Raw genomic sequence first — 18,517 nt, 5'->3', positions numbered from 1 at the left:
CTATTGTAATTGTTCAGGTGGAACCGGTCAGTCGCGTTCCACGTGGAACACCGTACTACGGGATTCGGAGTTTTTCCAGTACGGTCAGGACGGACTCAACCGTGAGCGGCAGAGTTTCCTTCCACCGGAGCGGGGGAACGAGCCACGGAGGCTGGCCGTCCCCCATAGGGCCCCCGAAAAGGAACAGCCGGCCGGCCGGGCGAACGAACGCCTGCAGCCCCGCCAACGTCCGGGCGTCGGTCCTCACGGCGCGCAGCGTGAGAAGGTCAAACGTCTCATGAAACTCGGGGCGGGAGAGCAACTCCTCGAACCGAGCTGTTTCGACGGAACCGCCGGCTCCCAACTGGCGCAGGGCTTCGCGCAGGAACGCAGATTTGCGCGCTTTGGACTCGACCATGACCAGCCGGATTTGCGACGCCGCCAGCATGAGCGGAATCCCAGGCGATCCTCCGCCCGATCCGATGTCAATGGCTCTGGCGTCCCCATTTCCCACGTGGCGTGCGGCGACGAGAGGCTCGATCAGCAGCCGGTCGACCGCCTCGTCTGGCGCGTCCGGTGTGAGAGACGTGAGGTTGATCTTGGCGTTCCAGCGGAAAAGCAGGTCGAAGTAGGTCCAGAGGCGGGAGGGGAGGTCGCCGTTCAGCGTCAGGCCGGCACGCTTCGCTCGGCGCGCCAGCCGCTGGCCGAACTCCTTCTGCGTCACACCGTCCGCTCCACCGGCGCGGATCGCTCGAGGTGCCGGGCCAAGATGGCGACGGCCGCCGCCGTGACGCCAGGAATGCGCTGCGCCTGCCCAAGCGTGGACGGGCGGATCTCGGCGAGCCGTTGCACCATTTCGCGCGACAAGCCTGGCAGCCCGTCATAACGGAAATCTTCTGGAATTCCGCGACGGTCGTACTTCCGCGCCCTTTCGATCTCGCTCTGCTGGCGTTTCAAATAGCCCTCGTACTTCAGGTCGATCTCGATAGTACTCGCATCGAGGGTCCCGTCGTGCTCGCTGATTTCAAGGCTCACCGCCCCGGATGCCCGTAGATCATCGAGCGAGACCTCCGGGCGCCGCAGCGCCTGGGTCGCCGGAATGCGATCGCCGCCGACAGCCACGACCGCCCGATCCAGCGCGGCGCGGTTTCGCTCGCAACGCTGCCGCCTCGCCTCGAAGCGTTCCCACCGCTGGTCGTCCACGAGCCCGATTTCGCGGCCGCGCGGCGTCAACCGCAGATCCGCGTTGTCGGTGCGGAGCAGCAGCCGATACTCGGCGCGTGAGGTGAACATCCGGTACGGCTCGAGGCACCCGCGCGCGGTCAGGTCATCGATCAGGATGCCAACGTACGCCTCGTCGCGCCCGAGCACGAGCGGCGCTCCCCGGATTTTCGCCTGCGCCGCGTTGATCCCCGCGATAATCCCCTGGGCGGCCGCCTCTTCGTAGCCAGACGTGCCGTTGATCTGGCCGGCAAGATACAACCCGGCAATCCGCTTGGTCTCGAGCGTCGGCTTCAACTCGGTTGGCTGGATGAAGTCGTACTCGACCGCGTAGCCCGGACGGATCATCACGGCATCGTAGAGGCCGGGCAGCGCGCGAACGAGCGATTCCTGGACGTCGCGCGGCAGGCTCGTCGAAAAGCCGTTCACGTAGATCTCGTCGACGCCGATGCCTTCCGGCTCCAGGAAAATCTGGTGTCGCTCGCGGTGCGCGAACCGCATCACTTTGTCTTCGAGGGAAGGGCAGTAGCGCGGCCCGATCCCCGCAATCTGGCCGTTGTACAGCGGCGACCGCCCGATGTTCGCCCGAACGAGATCGTGCACTCGCTCGGTCGTGTAGAGCACGTGACAGCAGACCTGCTCGCGCTCGATGCGGCCGCTCGTGAACGAGAACGGCACAATCGGATCGTCGCCAGGCTGCGGTTCGAACCTCGAGAAATGAATGCTTCCGCGATGCAGCCGCGGCGGCGTCCCGGTCTTGAGCCGCCCCCATCGGAAGCCGAACGACTTCAGCGACTCAGATAGCTTGCAGGCGGCCGGCTCGCCCGCCCGCCCCGCAACGTACCGTTCGGGCCCGATGTGAATCAGCCCGTTGAGAAAAGTGCCGGTCGTGACGATCAGCGTCGAGCAGGCACACGCTTCGCCATCCTCGAGCGCCAGCCCCGTGATGCGTCCGCCGTCAACGAGAATGCGCCCGGCCTTTCCGTAAATCCACTCGATGTTCGGCTCCTGCTCGAGCCGCGCGCGCACCCACTGGCTGTACCGGCGCTTGTCTGCCTGGGCGCGCGGTGACCAGACCGCCGGGCCGCGGCTCCGGTTGAGCAACCGGAATTGGATGCCGGTCGCGTCGATCGCCTGGCCCATGAGGCCGCCGAGCGCGTCGATCTCGCGCACGAGATGCCCCTTGGCGGTCCCACCGATTGCCGGGTTACAGGGCATGTGCGCCACGGTTTCAGGCGACAGCGTGCACAAGCCCACCCGCCGTCCCATTCGGGCCGCCGCGTGCGCCGCCTCGCACCCCGCGTGGCCGGCGCCAATGACGATGACGTCGTAGTGAGCTTTCATTTGACAATTACTTTCCAATGCAAAACCTGCTGAAGATTGCTTCCAGCAGATCGTCCGCCGATCGGTGCCCGGTCACTTCCTCCAGCGCGCCCCGCGCCTCGTGGAGATCGGCAAGCACCAGCTCCTCGTACGCCTGCGAGGCGGCCGCCGCGCGCGCGCGCCGCAGCGGCTCGAGCGCCCGCTCCAGCAGCGCGAGGTGGCGGATGTTGGTGACCGCAGCGGTCTCGCCCGGCTCGGCCGCGCCGGCGGCGCCCGCGATTGCCGCGCGCAAGCCGTCGAAGCCGCCGCCCGTCCGCGCGGAAACGGCCACGACGCGCGGATGCGGGAGCGCGGAGGCCGTCCACGCCGCCGGCAGATCGCTCTTGTTCGCGACGATCACTCGCGGCAATGCGGCCGTGCGATCGAGCAGCGCACGATCCTCGCTGGTGAGCGGCTCGCTTGCGTCGAGCACGAGCGCGAGGAGGTCCGCCGCGCGCACGCTGTGTTCCGCGCGCCGGACTCCTTCCGCTTCGACCGCGTCGAGTACGTCGCGCAGGCCGGCCGTGTCCACGAGGCTGACGGCAAAGCCCCCGATGTCCACGATCTCGCTGATCAGGTCGCGCGTCGTTCCCGGCGTCTCGCTCACGATCGCGCGATCCGCGCCAGCGAGCCGGTTGAAGACGCTCGACTTGCCGACATTCGGCCGTCCCACGATCGCCAACGTCAGCCCCTCGCGCAGCAGCCGCCCGCGGCGTCCGTCGCGCGCAAGCGCCTCCACCGCGCCGGCGATCGCGTCGATGCGCGACGCCGCCTCGTTTCCTTCGACGAACCGATAGCCCTCTTCCGGAAAATCGAGAGAGGCTTCGAGCCGGACGACGAGATCCAGGAGCAGCGTGTCGATTTCCGCGATCCGGGTCGTCAGCGTTCCATCGAGCTGATCGAACGCGACTTTCGCCTGGAGCGGCGTGGAGGCCGCGACCAGATCGGCCACCGCTTCGGCCTGCACCAGGTCGAGGCGGCCGTTGAGAAATGCGCGAAGCGTGAACTCTCCGCGGTTCGCCGGCCGCGCGCCGCCGGTCACCGCTGCCGCGACAACCTGCCCCAACAGTACCGGGCTGCCGTGCGCGCTGATCTCGACGACGTCCTCGCCGGTGTAGGACGCGGGGCCGGGGAAGAAGGTGACGACCGCGTGATCGATTGGCCCGCGGCTCGGCAGCACGAGACGCGTGAATGTCGCGTGACGGGGGGCGAGGCTCGCGCCCTTCTCGACAAGCTGCCCAGCGATCGAGCGGGCGCCCGGGCCGCTCAGCCGGACAACGCCGATCCCGCCACGCCCTGGCGGTGTCGCGATCGCCACGATCGTGTCGTTCGTCATCCGACCTGGTGCCGGCCTCTGGTACCTGGTACCCGGCCTCTATTTTCTTGCCGAGATAATCACCGTCTTCATGAACGCGTCGCCGACGCTCTCCGAAGACACGTCAGGATGCTGCGCGACGTGCAAGTGCACGAGGCGGCGGTGGAACGGATTGAGGGGCCCGATCTCCTGCGGCTCCTTCGTCGTCCGCGCCCGTTCGATGAGGTAGTCCGTCATCTGCCGGAGCTCCGCCTCTTTTCCCCGGCGATAGCCGAGGCAGTCCACGACGAAGTGCCGCTCGCCCGCCGGACCGCGCCGGAACGCGGTGTTCACGACGTGCTGGATCGCGTCGAGCGGCTCTCCTTTCCGGCGGAGCAGCACCTCGCCGCCGGGGCCCGAGAGATCCACCCGTGTATGGTCTTCCCGGTCTTCAAGCGTGATGGTCAGCGAGAGGCCGAGCGCACCGGTGAGGTCCTTGAGAAACGCCGTCAGCTTGTCGTGGAGGTCGTTCGCCATGTCTGCTCACTGTGCCTGGTCGCTCTTGCCGGATCCGACCTTCTTCACCCTGCGCTCGGCTGCGGGACGCAGCGTGTGCTGCGGAGGCGGCCCGATCAGCCGGTTGGTGAGCAATTGCTGGCCGATCGCCCAGAGATTGCTGATCAGCCAATAGAGCACCACCCCGGAGGGCGCCCACAGGAAGAAGAAGGTGAACATGATCGGGGTGAACATGAAGATCTTCTGCTGCACCGGGTCCACGTTCATCGGCGTGAGCTTCTGCTGCCAGAACATCGTGCCGCCCATCAGGACCGGCGTGATGTAGAGCGGATCGTGCAGCGAGAGATCGTGAATCCAGCCGAACCACGGCGCGCCCCGCAGCTCGATCGCGACGGTCAGGAGCGCGTAGAACGCGAACAGCACCGGGAAGGTGAGCAGCATCGGCACGCATCCGCTGGCCGGGTTCACTCCCTTCTCGCGGTAGAGATTCATCATCTCCACGTTCATCTTCTGCCGGCCGGGATCGGTCATTTTCAACTTCGCATACCGATCCTGGATGGCCTTCACCTGCGGCTGGATCTCCTGCAGCTTGCGCATGGAGACCACGCTCTTGTGACGGAGCGGGAACATCACCAGGTTGATGAGCACCGTCAGGATGATGATCGACCAGCCGTAGTTGCCGACGCTCCCGTTGACCCACTTCAGCGCGCGCAGCAGCGGGACGACGAGCCATGCGAACATGCCGAAATCAATCGCGCGCGTCATGTTGCGGTCGATCGACGCGAGCACGTCGAAGTCCTTCGGGCCGAGGAACAGCTGTTCGTTTTCAGGCGCAGACGCAAACCGGCCCGTGTACTGGACGAAGCGCTGCGATTCCTTCTCGGTCGCACCGCCGACCAGCAGCGGCCGGTATTCGAGCCGAACGGCCTTGCGCGGCATCAGGATGGCCGTGAGGAAATAGTGATCGTCGGCCCCCCCAAAGGTGAAGTTGCCTTCCTCCACCGTGGGATTGCCGAGCTTGCCGGCGTCGACGCGTGAAACTTTGGTGTCTTTCGCGTAGATCGCCCGCGGCAACGTGTAGCTGCCGCCACCGGTGAGGTTCCGGCCGCTGCCGAGGGCCGGCCCGAACGTGATCGTCGGATTCAGCGGCCGTCCTTGCTGCTCGGCTGTAATGGAAAAGTTCAGCACGTACGGTTTCGAGCCGAAGGAGAACACCTTCCTGGCGTGAAGGCCCGCTTGGTCCGTGTACTCGAACGTCAAGGTTTGCCCTGCCGGCGAACCGCCCAGCGTCGGCCGATACAGGGCGCCGCTCAGTACCGTCGAGATCGACTTGTCGTCGAATGCCAGGTCGAACGGCAGCTTCGCGTCCGGAGGGAGTCTCTGCGGAACCAGTTCGAGCTGGCGCCCGTTCTCCGTGTAGCGCTTGAGCGTCCACCGCTTCAGGACCGCGCCGCGCGACGAGAACACCGCGCGTATCGAGTCGTTCTCGAGCACGACGTCGCGGGCGGCCTGGTCGGCCACGAGCGGGGCGGCGGCAGGAGCCGGAGGCTCCGAAGGGGCGACGGCCGTACCGGGAGCAGGCGTCGTTTTGCCGTCCGGCTGCTGCTGCTCGGCCGGCGCAGCCGGCGTCGCGGTTGGTGACGGCTGGGGAGCCGGCACAAGCGCCTGGTAAGCGTAAATTACCAGGAATGAAAGAAATACGGCGATCAGTACCCGCTTTTCCATCGACCTACAGGCACAGGATCGTGCCCGCCCTCACAAAGAGGGTGGCACCGGCTCAACCGCCTGGCGGCCAGCCAGCCCCCGCGCAGAACTCCGTGTCGCATCACTGCTTCACTGGCGTAGTCGGCGCACGAAGGCAGGAACCGGCAGGATCCTGTAAATAATTGTGAAAACAGCAGCTTATAGACACGAAGCGCCGCAATGGCCACGCGTGCCGGGAAGCTAGGCGCGAGCTCGCTTGGCATGGCGCTGTCGTATGTGGCGGTAATCGGCCTCGAGAGCGGCAAAATCGACATCAGGCAGCTCGGGCTTCGGGATCACGACGATATCCCAGCCAGACCCTGACCGCTTGTTCAGCCGAAAGATCTCTCGAATCAGGCGTTTAGCCTTGTTTCTTCGCACCGCCCCGCCGATTCGGCGGGACGCGATGATGCCCAGCCGGTCGTGGGAAAGGCCGTTGGCCAGGAACAACACGGTCATGTAACGGCCCGATTTTCTAGCGCCAAGCTCGTGGACGCGCTGGAACTCCGGCCGCCGGCGAATCCGTTCGCGGGGCCGGAGGGACCGGGCAGGAGCGGGGACAGGCCCCTGGGTCACGTGCTCACAAAGCCAGGCGTTTGCGGCCCTTCGCACGGCGCCGTTTCAGCACGAGTCTGCCGTTCTTGGTGCTCATCCGCACGAGGAATCCATGGGTCCGCTTGCGGCGGCGGTTGTTCGGCTGATACGTTCTTTTCATTGCGTGTCCCCGGCCCGATGACGTCTATGAGGGCGAAACATGAATAGTATCGGAGGCTTCTGAGCACTGTCAACGCAGATAGGTCCGCGTTGCGACCCCTCTGTCCGTGTGCTAGATTGACCGTCCTCCCGTTTCGCCGGCCCGGTAGGGTCTCCCCCCAAGTTTTCCACAACTGTGGAAAAAGATGTGGAAAAGGCCCACAAAATGAGGCGAAAGTCGGGCAGAAGCCGTACCCATGACAGGCCCTAACATCTGGGATCAGGTTCTGACCTGCATTGAAGCCAAGGTCAACCGGCACAGCTTCCTGACCTGGTTCCAGCCCACCGCGTTCGTCTCCGAAAGCGGCGGGTCCATCACGGTCTGTGTGCCCAACCCCCTGTTTCGAGACTGGCTGGTCAAGCACTATGCGGCCGTCATCGACGAGGCGCTCGCCGAAGTCGGCCGCAAAGGATCGACGGTCGAGTTCGTCATCGACGACGGGAAGCCGCGAGCGGCCCCGTTTGCGGCGGGGGATCCGCCGACGCCGGCGATCGACCAGCCGCTGATCACGAGTCCAGCCGGTCTGAATCCCCGCTACACGTTCGACACGTTCATCGTCGGGCCCTCCAATCAGTTCGCACACGCCGCGTCGCGCGCCGTCGCCGAAGCACCGTCGCGCTCGTACAACCCGCTGTTCATCTACGGAGGGGTGGGTCTCGGCAAGACGCACCTGATGCACGCGATCGGGCACTACGTGCTGACGAACGCGCGCGGCCTGAAGCTGACGTACATCTCGTCCGAGCGGTTCATGAACGAGATGATCAACGCGGTCCGGTACGACAAGATCCTGGACTTCCGCGAGCGCTATCGCAGCGTGGACGTCCTTCTCGTCGACGACGTCCAGTTTCTCGCCGGCAAGGAAGGAACGCAGACCGAGTTCTTCCACACGTTCAACTCGCTCTACGATTCACAGAAGCAGATTGTCATCTCGAGCGACTGTCCTCCCCATGAAATTCCGTCGCTCGAGGAGCGCCTGCGCTCGCGGTTCGAGTGGGGCCTCATCGCGGACATCCAGCTCCCCGATCTTGAAACCAAGGTCGCGATTCTCAAGCGCAAGGCGGAAGCGGAAGCTGTCCCGCTGCCCGATGACGTGGCGATCTACATCGCGGGGAAGATCAAATCGAACATCCGTGAACTCGAAGGGTCGCTCATCCGGCTCATCGCATACGCGTCGCTGACGGGGCGCGAGATTTCGCTGTCCCTCGCGCAGGAAGTGCTCAGGAAGGTGCTGGGCCACGAGGAGAAGGCGGTCACGATCGAGCAGATTCAGAAGTTCGTGTCCGAGTTCTACCAGTTGAAGTTCGGCGATCTGAAGTCGCGCAACAACGCCAAGTCCGTGTCGATGCCGCGCCAGATCGCGATGTATTTGTGCAAGGCCCTCACAAACGCGTCGCTTCCGGAAATCGGCAAGAGCTTCGGCGGCAAGCACCACTCGACCGTCATTCACTCGATCCGGAAGATCGAGGAGCTGCGCAGGACCGACCAGGATTTCAACAGCCAGATCACCGGTTTCATCGAGTCTTTCCGGTAGTCCAGCGGGTTTTCCACAGTGTTCTCTCCGGCGAGGTGTGGGTGTTCTGTCGATGATCTGCGGGCCTGATTTTGTCCGCCGTACGTGGCCGGAGCATGCGCACCCGCACCCCGGATCCGTGCACAGCCTAATTTATTGATTTTCAAGGATTAAGTGGCTGCCGTCCGCTTTTCAACAGCACCTAATTCTTGATATACTTTTTATTCTATTTTCTAGACGATTATTGGAAATACAAGGCCGCCACGAGGCCACCCGCGCCGCAGTGACAACCGCCGCAACAGTGGCGGTGAACTGAGTTGCACATTGAAGAAATACAGGGCCACGAAACAGGCGGCCCCGCGAGGAGACGAATGGAACTTGTTGTACGCAAAAATGATCTACTCCGCGAACTTCAGTTGTTCCAGGGGATCGTCGAGCGCAAGAACACGATTCCGATCCTCGCCAACGTGCTGATCGAAGCCGAAGGGAGCACAGTGAGGATGGCCGCGACCGACCTTGAAGTCGGCCTTCGCAGCCAGTGCGACGCGTCGGTGTCCAAGGGGGGATCGCTGACGCTCCCTGCGAAGAAGCTGTACGAGATCATCAAGGCGCTGCCCGAGACGGACGTTCGCATCGAGGAGGATCGCAACGGCGTGAAGGTCGCCGCCGATCGCTTCGACTCGCGCATGCAGACCATGGCGCGCGACGATTTTCCGACGCTGCCGGAGTCGAAGGGCGCGATGGACGCGCTCAAGCGCGATGACCTGCGACAGATGATTGCGCGGACGCAGTTTGCGATCACGGGCGAAGATACCCGCTACTACCTGAACGGCGCGTTGTTCATCATCCGGGCGGACGCCATGAGCCTGGTGGCCACCGACGGCCATCGTCTCGCGCTCGTCACGATGCCGCGCGAGAAGGCGAAGGGGCGCAAGGCGGACGACGAGACGCGCGTGATTCTGCCGCGCAAAACGCTCTCGGAGCTCGGCCGGCTGCTCGCCGAGGGGGAAGGCGACGTCAGCTTCGAGAAAGGTGAGAATCACCTGTTCTTCGAGGTTGGCGGACGGCTCCTCATCTCGCGCATGATTGACGGGCAGTTCCCGGCCTTCGAGCGCGTCGTGCCGAAGGGCAACGACAAGCGCGTGGAGTTCGACCGCGACCGCCTCACGAGCGCTGTGCGTCGCGTCGCGCTGCTCTCGAACGAACGCTCGCGCGCCGTGCGGTTCCAGGTTGACACCGGCAGGATCGAGATCACGTCCAGCAGCCCCGAATTCGGTGAGGCGCGCGAGGTGATCATCGTGGACTACCCCGGCCCGTCGCTGCAGATCTGCTTCAACGCGCAGTATGTCCTCGACTTCCTCGCCGTCGTTGAAACCGACATGGTGGCGCTGGAGTTCAAGGACGAGATGAGCCAGGCGGTGATGAAACCGGTCGGCGCCGACGGCTACGAGTATACGTACGTGATCATGCCGATGCGGATCTGAACCATCGAATGTCTGTGCCCGAACAGGAAATCAACCAACACCCAGACGCCGCGGCCGTCGACGATTACGGGGCCGACAAGATCAAGGTCCTGGAGGGGCTCGAAGCGGTCCGCACGCGGCCCGCGATGTACATCGGGTCCACCGGGCCGCTCGGCCTCCATCATCTCGTGTACGAGATCGTCGACAACTCGATCGACGAGGCCCTCGCCGGCTATTGCGATCAGATCAACGTCACGATCCACATCGACGGGTCGATCACCGTCGTGGACAACGGGCGCGGGATCCCGGTGGACCGGCACGCGAGCGGCAAGTCCGCCGCGGAAGTCGTGCTGACCGTGCTGCACGCCGGCGGCAAGTTCGACAACGAGAGCTACAAGGTCTCGGGCGGGCTGCACGGCGTCGGCGTCTCGGTGGTCAACGCGCTCTCCGAGACGCTCGAGCTCGAGATCTGGCGCAACGGCGCGGTGTATCAGCAGTCGTACGAGCGCGGGAAGCCGCAGAAGGACATCGAGGTCACCGGCACCACGAAGCGGCGCGGCACCAAGGTCACCTTCAAGCCCGACCCGGAGATCTTCGAGACCCTCGATTTCAGCTTCGACACGCTGGCGCAGCGCCTGCGCGAGCTCGCCTTTCTGAACGGCGGCATCACCATCAGCCTCGATGACGAGCGCGACGGCAAGGCGCACAAGTTCCACTACGAGGGGGGCATCAACTCGTTCGTGCAGTTCCTCAACACGAACAAGGCGCCGGTGCACGACAAGCCGATTTACATGCGCGGCGAGCGCGACGGCATCGACGTCGAGATCTCCCTGCAGTGGAACGACGGCTACACGGAGACGATCTACACCTTCGCGAACAACATCAACACGCATGAAGGCGGCACGCATCTCTCCGGGTTCCGCGCCGCGCTGACGCGCACGGTCAACTTCTACGCCACGAAGAACAATCTGGCGAAGGACCTCAAGGAAAGCATCGGCGGCGACGACATCCGCGAAGGGCTGACGGCGATCATCAGCGTGAAGATCCCGCGGCCGCAGTTCGAGGGTCAGACCAAGACCAAGCTGGGCAACACCGAGGTCAAGGGCATCGTCGAGGCGATCGTCAACGACAGGCTTGGCGCGTACCTCGAGGAAAACCCGAACGTTTCGAAGCGCATTGTGGCCAAGTCGGTGGACGCCGCGCGGGCGCGCGAGGCCGCGCGGAAGGCGCGCGACCTGGTGCGCCGCAAGGGGGCGCTCGACAACAGCTCGCTCCCCGGCAAGCTCGCCGACTGCCAGGAGCGCGACCCGGCCCAGAGCGAGCTGTATATCGTCGAGGGAGAGTCCGCGGGCGGCTCCGCGAAGCAGGGGCGCGACCGGCGGTTCCAGGCGATCCTGCCGATCAAGGGCAAGATCCTCAACGTCGAGCGGGCGCGGTTCGACAAGATGCTGAGCAGCGACGAGATCAAGACGATGATCGCGGCGCTCGGCTGCGGCATCGGCGACGAGGACTTCGACCTCGCGAAGCTGCGGTACCACCGCATCATCATCATGACCGACGCGGACGTGGACGGCTCCCACATCCGCACGCTCCTGCTCACGTTTTTCTACCGCCAGATGAAGGCGCTCATCGACAACGGCTACGTCTATATCGCGCAGCCGCCGTTGTTCCGCGTGAAGCGCGGGAAGACCGAGACGTTCATCAAGGACGAACGCGACCTCGAGTCGTACCTGGTCCGGCGCGCCACCGAATCGCGCGTGGTGAAACTGCCGGATGGGACCGAGCTGTCTGGTGTGGAGCTCGAGCGCCGGCTCCAGAAGATGATGGCGTTCCGGAAGTACGTCCAGGTCGTCGAGCGGCGGGGGCTCTCGCGCGAGGTGATTGTCGCGCTGCTCGAGCGCGGCGGCCGCGACCGCGGGTTTTTCGGCAACAAGGCCGAAGTTGACGCACTCGCCGCCTCGCTCGCGACCGACCACCGCGGCGTCGACGTGCAGCCCGACGAGGAGCACCAGGCGTATGCGATTGCCGTGGAGGACCGCTCCAGCGGCTACCCGCGTCACTACCGCATCGACCTTGATTTCGTCACGACCGGCGAGTTCCGCACGCTGGCCGGCAGCTACCAGGACGTCAAGGGCATCAAGGGCCCCATCGTCGTATCGGCCACCGGCCACCAGGAGGAAGAGGCGCCCGAGGAGACCGCCTCCACCGACCCGACGACGCACGGGGGCGTTCCGGTGGACACCGCCACGAAGCTGGCTGCCGAGCCGAAGCCGTCGAGCGGCCTGCCGCGCCGGAGCGCGCAGCGTGAAGGGGGGGACGTCCGCCTCGAGTCGCTCGACGAGCTGGTGGAGTACTTCGTGGACGCGGGCAAGAAGGGGATTGCCGTCAATCGCTACAAGGGCCTCGGCGAGATGAACCCCGAAACGCTCTGGTCCACGACGATGAAGCCGGAGATGCGGACGCTGCTGCAGGTGCGCGCCGAGGATCACACGGAGGCGGACCTGATGTTCACGACGCTCATGGGCGACCAGGTGGAACCGCGCCGGAAGTTCATCGAAGAGAACGCGCTCGATGTGAAGAACCTCGATGTCTGACTTCGCTGCCTCGAAGATCCCCGTCGCGATCGAAGACGAGATGAAACGCTCGTACATGGATTACGCCATGAGCGTCATCATCGGGCGAGCGCTGCCCGACGTCCGCGACGGCCTCAAGCCGGCGCACCGCCGCGTGCTGTACGCGATGCGGCAGATGGGTCTCGCGTCCAACCGCGCGTACCGCAAGTGCGCGAAGATCGTCGGCGAGGTCATCGGCAACTACCATCCGCACGGCGACACCTCCGCCTACGACACCCTCGTCCGCCTGGCGCAGGACTTCAACATGCGCTACCCGCTGGTGGACGGGCAGGGAAACTTCGGATCGGTGGACGGGGATCCTCCCGCCGCGTACCGCTACACCGAGGCGCGCCTGCAGAAGCTCGCCGAAGAGATGATGGCGGATCTCGACAAGGAGACCGTCGACTTCGTCCCGAACTTCGACGAGACTACCGAAGAGCCCACGGTGCTGCCGACGCCGTTCCCCAACCTGCTGGTGAACGGATCGGCCGGAATCGCGGTGGGCATGGCCACCAACATCCCGCCGCACAACCTCCGCGACGTGGTCGAAGCCGCCATCGCGCTCGTCGAGCACCGCAAGGAATCACGCGAGGCGAAATTCCGCCACGTCATCCGCGCGGTTCCAGGCCCCGACTTTCCGACCGGCGGCATCGTCGTCGGCCGCCAGGGCATCTTCCAGGCGTACCAGACCGGGCGAGGCGCCATTACCATTCGCGCGCGGGCGACCGTGGAGAGCAACGCCCGGGGTGACAAGCAGTCGATCGTCATCACCGAGATTCCCTACCAGGTGAACAAGGCGCGGCTGATCGAGAAGATCGCGGAGCTGGCCCGCGAGAAGGTGATCGAGGGAATCTCCGATCTGCGGGACGAGTCGGACCGCGAGGGGATGCGGATCGTCGTCGAGCTGAAGCGCGGCGAGGTGCCGGACGTCGTCCTCAACAATCTGTACAAGCACACGCCGCTGCAGAGCACGTTCGGCATCATCATGCTGGCGATCGTCGGCGGCCGCCCGCGCGTCCTGAGCCTGCTCGACATCCTCGAGCGGTTCGTGGAGTTCCGGCGCGAAGTGGTCCGGCGCCGCACCGAGTTCGAGCTGCGGAAGGCGGAGGCGCGCGCCCACATCCTCGAGGGATTGAAGATCGCGCTCGACCGCCTGGACGAGGTGATCAGGCTGATTCGGGGCTCGAGAACGCCCGCCGAGGCCCGCGACGGCCTCATGACGCAGTTCGGGCTCTCACAACTGCAATCGCAGGCGATCCTCGACATGCAGCTCCAGCGCCTCACGGGCCTGGAGCGGCAGAAGATCGTGGACGAGCTGCTGGAGCTGCTGAAGACGATCGAGCGGCTGCGCGCCGTTCTGTCGAGCGAGGAGCTGCTGCTCGGGATCGTGGTGCAGGAGCTGAAGGGGATCCAGGAGAATTACGGCGACGAGCGGCGCACGGAGATCATCGAGGAGTCCGGCGAGTTCCGGATCGAGGACCTGATTGCCGAGGAGGACATGGCGATCACGGTCACGAACACCGGCTACATCAAGAGGACGGCGATCTCGTCGTACCGCAAGCAGGGGCGTGGCGGCAAGGGGCGCATCGGCATGCGGACGCGTGAAGAGGACTTCGTCACCCACCTCTTCGTCGCCTCCACGCACGCCTACATCATGATTTTCTCGGACCGCGGTCGCGCCTACTGGCTGCGGGTCCACGAGATCCCGGACGTCGGCCCGGACGGGCGGGGGAAGGCGATCGCGAACCTGGTCTCCATGGAGGAGGGTGAGCGAATCGCGGCCCTCCTGGCCGTTCGCGAGTTCCCGGCCGACGAGGGCCAGGGCTTTATCGTGATGGGCACCCGGCACGGCGTCATCAAGAAGACCGGCCTGTCGCTGTTCCGGAATCCCAGGAGCGGTGGCATTATCGCCATGGGCATCGAGGAAGGGGACTCGGTGATGGCGGTCGCGCAGACCTCCGGCGCCGATGAAATTTTCATCGGCACGCGGGACGGAATGGCGATACGCTTTCCGGAGTCAGACGTTCGTTCGATGGGCCGGACCGCGTTCGGCGTCCGCGGCATCTCGCTGCGCGACGGCGACGAAGTGGTCGCGATGGAGGTGGTGCGCCAGGGGGGCACGCTGCTGACCGTGACCGAGCATGGCTACGGCAAGCGGACGGAAATCGACGAATACCGGCTGCAATCGCGCGGCGGGCTGGGCATCATCAACATCCAGACCACCGATCGGAACGGGCGGGTCGTCGGTGTGGCGTACGTCGTGAGCGGCGACGAGCTCATGCTGATCAGCCAGCAGGGCAAGGTGATCCGGATGTCGACCGACGACATTCGCATCATCGGTCGCGCCACGCAGGGCGTGCGCCTGATTGAGACGGAGGAGAACGACAAGGTCGTGTCCATCGCCCGCCTCGAGGAAGAAGCGGAACGCGAGGCGGACGAGGGCACGCAACCGCCGCCGGAGAACGGCGGCGCCTAAGGAGCGCCACGCGCGTCCTGGAGGAGGTTGTCATGCCGCGACGGTTCGTGCTCACGGTCGCTGCGGCGCTTGCCGCGGTCTCCGCACTCGTTTCTGCATCTGCCTGCTCGGGCTACTCCGGCGAGCAGCAGATTCTTCGGAAATACTTCCAGGCCAACCAGCTCCGCGACCAGTCCACGGTCGGGAACGTCGCCACCGTCGAGTTCGATGCGACGACGGACGGCACCGTTCAGAGCTTCGACGTCACCGGCGTCAGCGAAGAGCGGCGCCGGACGCTGAACATCCGCCAGTACGCGGAGGAGTTCCGGAAGGCCAAGGAGGACAACGACGCGTTCAGCAAGGAAGTCAACAAGTACCAGAAGGACAACGCACAGGAGATCGACCGCGTGACGCGCGCCGCCGGGCAGAACAAGCCGCTCCGCGGGAAGGATGCCGAGCTGCACGCGTCGTGGTCCAAGTGGGTGGCCGATCGCGTCGAGCACACGCAGCGGCTCGCCGAGACCCGCCGCAAGCTGTCGACGGAAACCAGGGTCGCCGAGCTGAGCACGTTCAACTCGCTCAAGCCGATCGACATGACCGAGTACGACGGCGAGCTGATCTCCAAGGACGTGACGGTCACCGCGAAGGTCAAGAAGCCGCAGGGGGAAGTCGTCGACCGCATCCTCGTGGTGACGATGGAGAAGGCGACGCTGAAAGGCCCGGCCGGCGAGCGCGACGGCCGCTGGATCATCACCGACATCAAGGGGAAATAGCCGTCGCGCGATCGCGCTGCGCGATGCTCGTGGCGCTCCTCACCGTGGCATGCGGCGGCCGCGCGGAAGAACACCTTCTGCGCGGCTACTTCGACGCGTGCGCCGCGGCGGACGACGTCGCGCTGGCAAACGTCGCCCTGGTCACGCTCGATCCGAAGCGCGATGGCGCCGTCGGGCATTTCCGCCTGGCCGGCATCAGCGCTCCGCGACGGCGCCCCGCCTCGACCAGCTCTCATGTCACCCGCCTGAGCCTGGCCGATCCCCTGCACTCACACGACGACACGACCGCCACCCTGGTCAGCAGGACGGTGACGCTGCGCGCGCAGGTCCATCGCGCGGGGACGGTCGCGGAGCGGCCGATCGAGGTCACGATTGAGCGCGCGGAGACGGGCGGCGCCGTCGGACGCTGGATTGTCGTCAGGCTCGTTCTAGACGGGCGTATCGTGCCAGCAGCTTCTTCTGGCCGACAGTCAGGAACCGCACCGTGATCTTCTCGTCGTCGTTATGGGCTTCGACGGACACCACGGTGCCCACGCCGAACTGCGGATGCCGCACCCGCATGCCGGCTTTCACGCCGGACAGCGACGACTGGTCCTCGTCCTCGTACACGTAGGTCCCCTTGGCGGCGGGTTCCTCGTGCCAGCGGTCCGGCCGGCGGCCGCGGCGCCCGTAGGGGTTGGTGCGGAACTCGTAATGTGAGTGCGCGAACGATTCCTGTGTGGGGGCGGCCCACGCCGGCGTCATGACCTTCAGCAGGTCCGGGGGCATTTCCGCGATGAAGCGGGACGGCTGCGTGCCCTGGTACTCGCCGAACACCCGTCGGCGCGCCGCGCCCGTCAGCACGAGCCGGGCCTGCGCCCGCGTCATGCCGACGTAGCAGAGGCGCCTCTCCTCTTCGAGCTCCTCGAGGTCGTCGCTCGATCGCGAGTGCGGGAAGAGTCCCTCTTCGAGGCCGGCGAGCACGACCACCGGAAACTCGAGCCCCTTGGCCGCGTGCATCGTCATCATCCAGACGCGGGCGTCGCGGTTGCCCGCCTCCTCGTCCGCTTCCGAGAGGAGCGACAGCCGGTCCACGAAGCCGCCGAGCGAAGCCTCCTGGTCCCGCGACTCGTACTCGCGCGCGGCGGAGACCAGCTCCATCAGGTTCTCGATTCGACCCTCGGCCTCCTCGGACTGCTCTTCGCGCAGCTCCCGAAGGTAGCCCGTCTGGTCGAGCATCTTTCCGATGGCGATCGAAACGGCCTCGCGTCGCGCGACCTCGGCAAGGCCCGCGATCAGATCGCGGAACGCGCGCAGGGACGCGACCGCGCGGGGCGGAAGCGACTTCTGCTCGATCGCGTACACCAGCTTCGCCCAGAGCGAGCGCGACGAGGAGGACTCCTGGAGGCCCGCCACCAGGAGCGGCGGCGTATCGCGCTCGATGTCGGACGGCTCGACGGCCTGCAGGCCGTCGAGCACGCTCTTGCCGATCCCTCGCGCCGGCACGTTGATCACCCGGCGCAGGCTCACGTCATCGTGAGGGTTGATGATCAGCTTGAGGTACGCGAGGGCGTCCTTGATTTCCTTGCGCTCGTAGAAGCGGACGCCGCCGATGATCTTGTACGCGATCCCCTCGCGCATGAGCGCGTCCTCGATCACGCGCGACTGTGCGTTGGTCCGGTACAGGACGGCAATCGTGGACTCGACATCCTCGGCGCGCGCCTGCCGGATGGTGCGCATGATGAAGTCGGCTTCCTCGATTTCGTCGCCGCCGCGGAAGTACGCGATCGGCTCGCCGCCCGAGCGGTCCGTCCACAGCCGCTTGTCCTTGCGGTTGCGGTTCCTGCCGATCACGGCCGACGCGGCGTCGAGGATCACCTGCGAGGAGCGGTAGTTCTGCTCGAGGCGCACGACCTTCGCCTCGGGGAAGTCCTGCTCGAAATCGAGGATGTTGCGCAGGTCGGCGCCGCGCCACTTGTAGATCGACTGATCCGGGTCTCCCACGACGCACAGGTTGCGATGGATTGCGGCGAGCCGCTTGATCAGCAGGTACTGCGGGCGGTTCGTGTCCTGGTACTCGTCGACCATCACGAACTTGAATTTCCGCGCGTACCTGGTCCGCACCGCCTCGGACGCCTCGAACAGATCCACCGTCCTGAGCAGCAGGTCGTCGAAGTCGAGCGCGTTCGCATCGGCGAGCGCGCGCACGTAGAAGTCGTAGATCTTCGCGATCTGCTCGTCGCGCAGGCTCCAGCCGCCGCCGCGCAGCTGCCCGGGGCTCTGCATCTGGTTCTTGGCGCTGCTGATCCGGCCGAGCGCCTGGCGCGGCTGCAGGCTCTTGTCGTCCATCCCGAGCTGCCGCATCGCCTGCTTGACGACGGCGACCTGGTCCGAGGAGTCGTAGATGACGAAGTCGCGCGTGAGGCCGATCGCGGGCGCCTCGCGCCGCAGGAGCCGCGCGCAGAGCGCGTGGAAGGTGGAGAGCCAGACCGTGCGGCTGTCGTCGCCGATGAGCGCCTGCACGCGCTCGCGCATCTCGTCGGCCGCCTTGTTCGTGAAGGTGACGGCGAGGACCTCCCCGGGTTCGGCGAAGCCGTTGCCGATCAGGTACGCGATGCGGTACGTAATCACGCGCGTCTTGCCCGATCCGGCGCCCGCCAGGATCAGCAGCGCGCCGTCGGTGTGCAGCACCGCTTCCTGCTGCGCGCCGTTAAGGGAGGACAGGAAATCCATCCAGGATCAGATCAGAAAGAGAACGATCGAGTATATCGTCTCGCGCCTCGCCACCAGCGTGTGAGCGCTGTCGCGGTCATTTCTGCCCTGCCGGCGGAACCACCACACAGCCGCACCTGGCGA

The 18,517-nt window shown here is 65.5% G+C and carries 15 protein-coding genes; 6 read left to right on the top strand and 9 right to left on the bottom strand.

Going from position 1 to position 18,517, the window contains the following annotated elements:
• Positions 1–55: 55 nt before the first annotated feature.
• The 8 genes from HYU53_04535 to rpmH are packed head-to-tail and all read right to left on the bottom strand — an operon-like array spanning position 56 to position 6,830.
• On the bottom strand, positions 56–703 hold the full coding sequence (locus HYU53_04535) for a class I SAM-dependent methyltransferase (GenBank protein MBI2220452.1): 648 nt from the start codon (positions 701–703) through the stop codon (positions 56–58).
• Complete coding sequence (gene mnmG, locus HYU53_04530; GenBank protein ID MBI2220451.1) at positions 700–2,544, bottom strand: tRNA uridine-5-carboxymethylaminomethyl(34) synthesis enzyme MnmG; 1,845 nt, start codon at positions 2,542–2,544, stop codon at positions 700–702. Before mnmG ends, HYU53_04535 begins: the two co-directional genes overlap by 4 nt.
• 7 nt (positions 2,545–2,551) lie before the next feature.
• Positions 2,552–3,898 (bottom strand): tRNA uridine-5-carboxymethylaminomethyl(34) synthesis GTPase MnmE, encoded by a 1,347-nt coding sequence (gene mnmE / locus HYU53_04525; protein ID MBI2220450.1) that lies wholly within the window; start codon positions 3,896–3,898, stop codon positions 2,552–2,554.
• A gap of 39 nt (positions 3,899–3,937) precedes the next feature.
• On the bottom strand, positions 3,938–4,393 hold the full coding sequence (locus tag HYU53_04520) for a hypothetical protein (GenBank protein ID MBI2220449.1): 456 nt from the start codon (positions 4,391–4,393) through the stop codon (positions 3,938–3,940).
• 6 nt (positions 4,394–4,399) lie between these two features.
• Entirely contained in the window at positions 4,400–6,097 is a 1,698-nt protein-coding gene (yidC, locus tag HYU53_04515) for a membrane protein insertase YidC (protein MBI2220448.1), read from the bottom strand.
• Positions 6,079–6,339 carry a membrane protein insertion efficiency factor YidD gene (gene yidD / locus HYU53_04510; protein MBI2220447.1) on the bottom strand — a complete coding sequence of 87 codons (261 nt, stop codon included), beginning with the start codon at positions 6,337–6,339 and terminating at the stop codon, positions 6,079–6,081. Before yidD ends, yidC begins: the two co-directional genes overlap by 19 nt.
• Positions 6,317–6,691: a ribonuclease P protein component gene (gene rnpA / locus HYU53_04505; protein ID MBI2220446.1), complete on the bottom strand. Its 375-nt coding sequence runs from the start codon at positions 6,689–6,691 to the stop codon at positions 6,317–6,319. The genes yidD and rnpA overlap by 23 nt, the downstream gene beginning before the upstream one ends.
• Positions 6,692–6,695: 4 nt before the next feature.
• Positions 6,696–6,830 carry a 50S ribosomal protein L34 gene (rpmH, locus tag HYU53_04500; protein MBI2220445.1) on the bottom strand — a complete coding sequence of 45 codons (135 nt, stop codon included), beginning with the start codon at positions 6,828–6,830 and terminating at the stop codon, positions 6,696–6,698.
• Positions 6,831–7,065: 235 nt separating this feature from the next.
• Here rpmH and dnaA point away from each other — a divergent pair, with 235 nt between their 5' ends.
• From dnaA to HYU53_04470, 6 genes are all read left to right on the top strand, one after another.
• Entirely contained in the window at positions 7,066–8,400 is a 1,335-nt protein-coding gene (dnaA, locus tag HYU53_04495; GenBank protein MBI2220444.1) for a chromosomal replication initiator protein DnaA, read from the top strand.
• Between the two features lie 350 nt (positions 8,401–8,750).
• Positions 8,751–9,863, top strand: coding sequence for a DNA polymerase III subunit beta (dnaN, locus tag HYU53_04490; protein ID MBI2220443.1), 1,113 nt, complete (start codon positions 8,751–8,753; stop codon positions 9,861–9,863).
• 8 nt (positions 9,864–9,871) lie between these two features.
• Complete coding sequence (gene gyrB, locus HYU53_04485) at positions 9,872–12,436, top strand: DNA topoisomerase (ATP-hydrolyzing) subunit B (protein ID MBI2220442.1); 2,565 nt, start codon at positions 9,872–9,874, stop codon at positions 12,434–12,436.
• The gene (gene gyrA / locus HYU53_04480; GenBank protein ID MBI2220441.1) at positions 12,429–14,930 is read left to right on the top strand and encodes a DNA gyrase subunit A; all 2,502 of its coding nucleotides are present in this window, start codon (positions 12,429–12,431) and stop codon (positions 14,928–14,930) included. The genes gyrB and gyrA overlap by 8 nt, the downstream gene beginning before the upstream one ends.
• A 32-nt stretch (positions 14,931–14,962) precedes the next feature.
• Complete coding sequence (locus HYU53_04475) at positions 14,963–15,682, top strand: hypothetical protein (protein MBI2220440.1); 720 nt, start codon at positions 14,963–14,965, stop codon at positions 15,680–15,682.
• Positions 15,683–15,705: 23 nt separating this feature from the next.
• Complete coding sequence (locus tag HYU53_04470) at positions 15,706–16,170, top strand: hypothetical protein (protein MBI2220439.1); 465 nt, start codon at positions 15,706–15,708, stop codon at positions 16,168–16,170.
• On the opposite strand, the gene HYU53_04465 is transcribed toward HYU53_04470, so the two are convergent.
• The gene (locus tag HYU53_04465) at positions 16,100–18,394 is read right to left on the bottom strand and encodes a UvrD-helicase domain-containing protein (GenBank protein ID MBI2220438.1); all 2,295 of its coding nucleotides are present in this window, start codon (positions 18,392–18,394) and stop codon (positions 16,100–16,102) included. The two genes, HYU53_04470 and HYU53_04465, sit on opposite strands and share 71 nt — an antisense overlap.
• Between the last annotated feature and the right edge of the window lie 123 nt (positions 18,395–18,517).

The organism is Acidobacteriota bacterium, from assembly GCA_016184105.1.
GTDB lineage: Bacteria > Acidobacteriota > Vicinamibacteria > Vicinamibacterales > 2-12-FULL-66-21 > JACPDI01.
The sequence above is the reverse complement of the archived record's forward strand: the minus strand, read 5'-3'. Positions and strand labels throughout refer to the sequence as shown.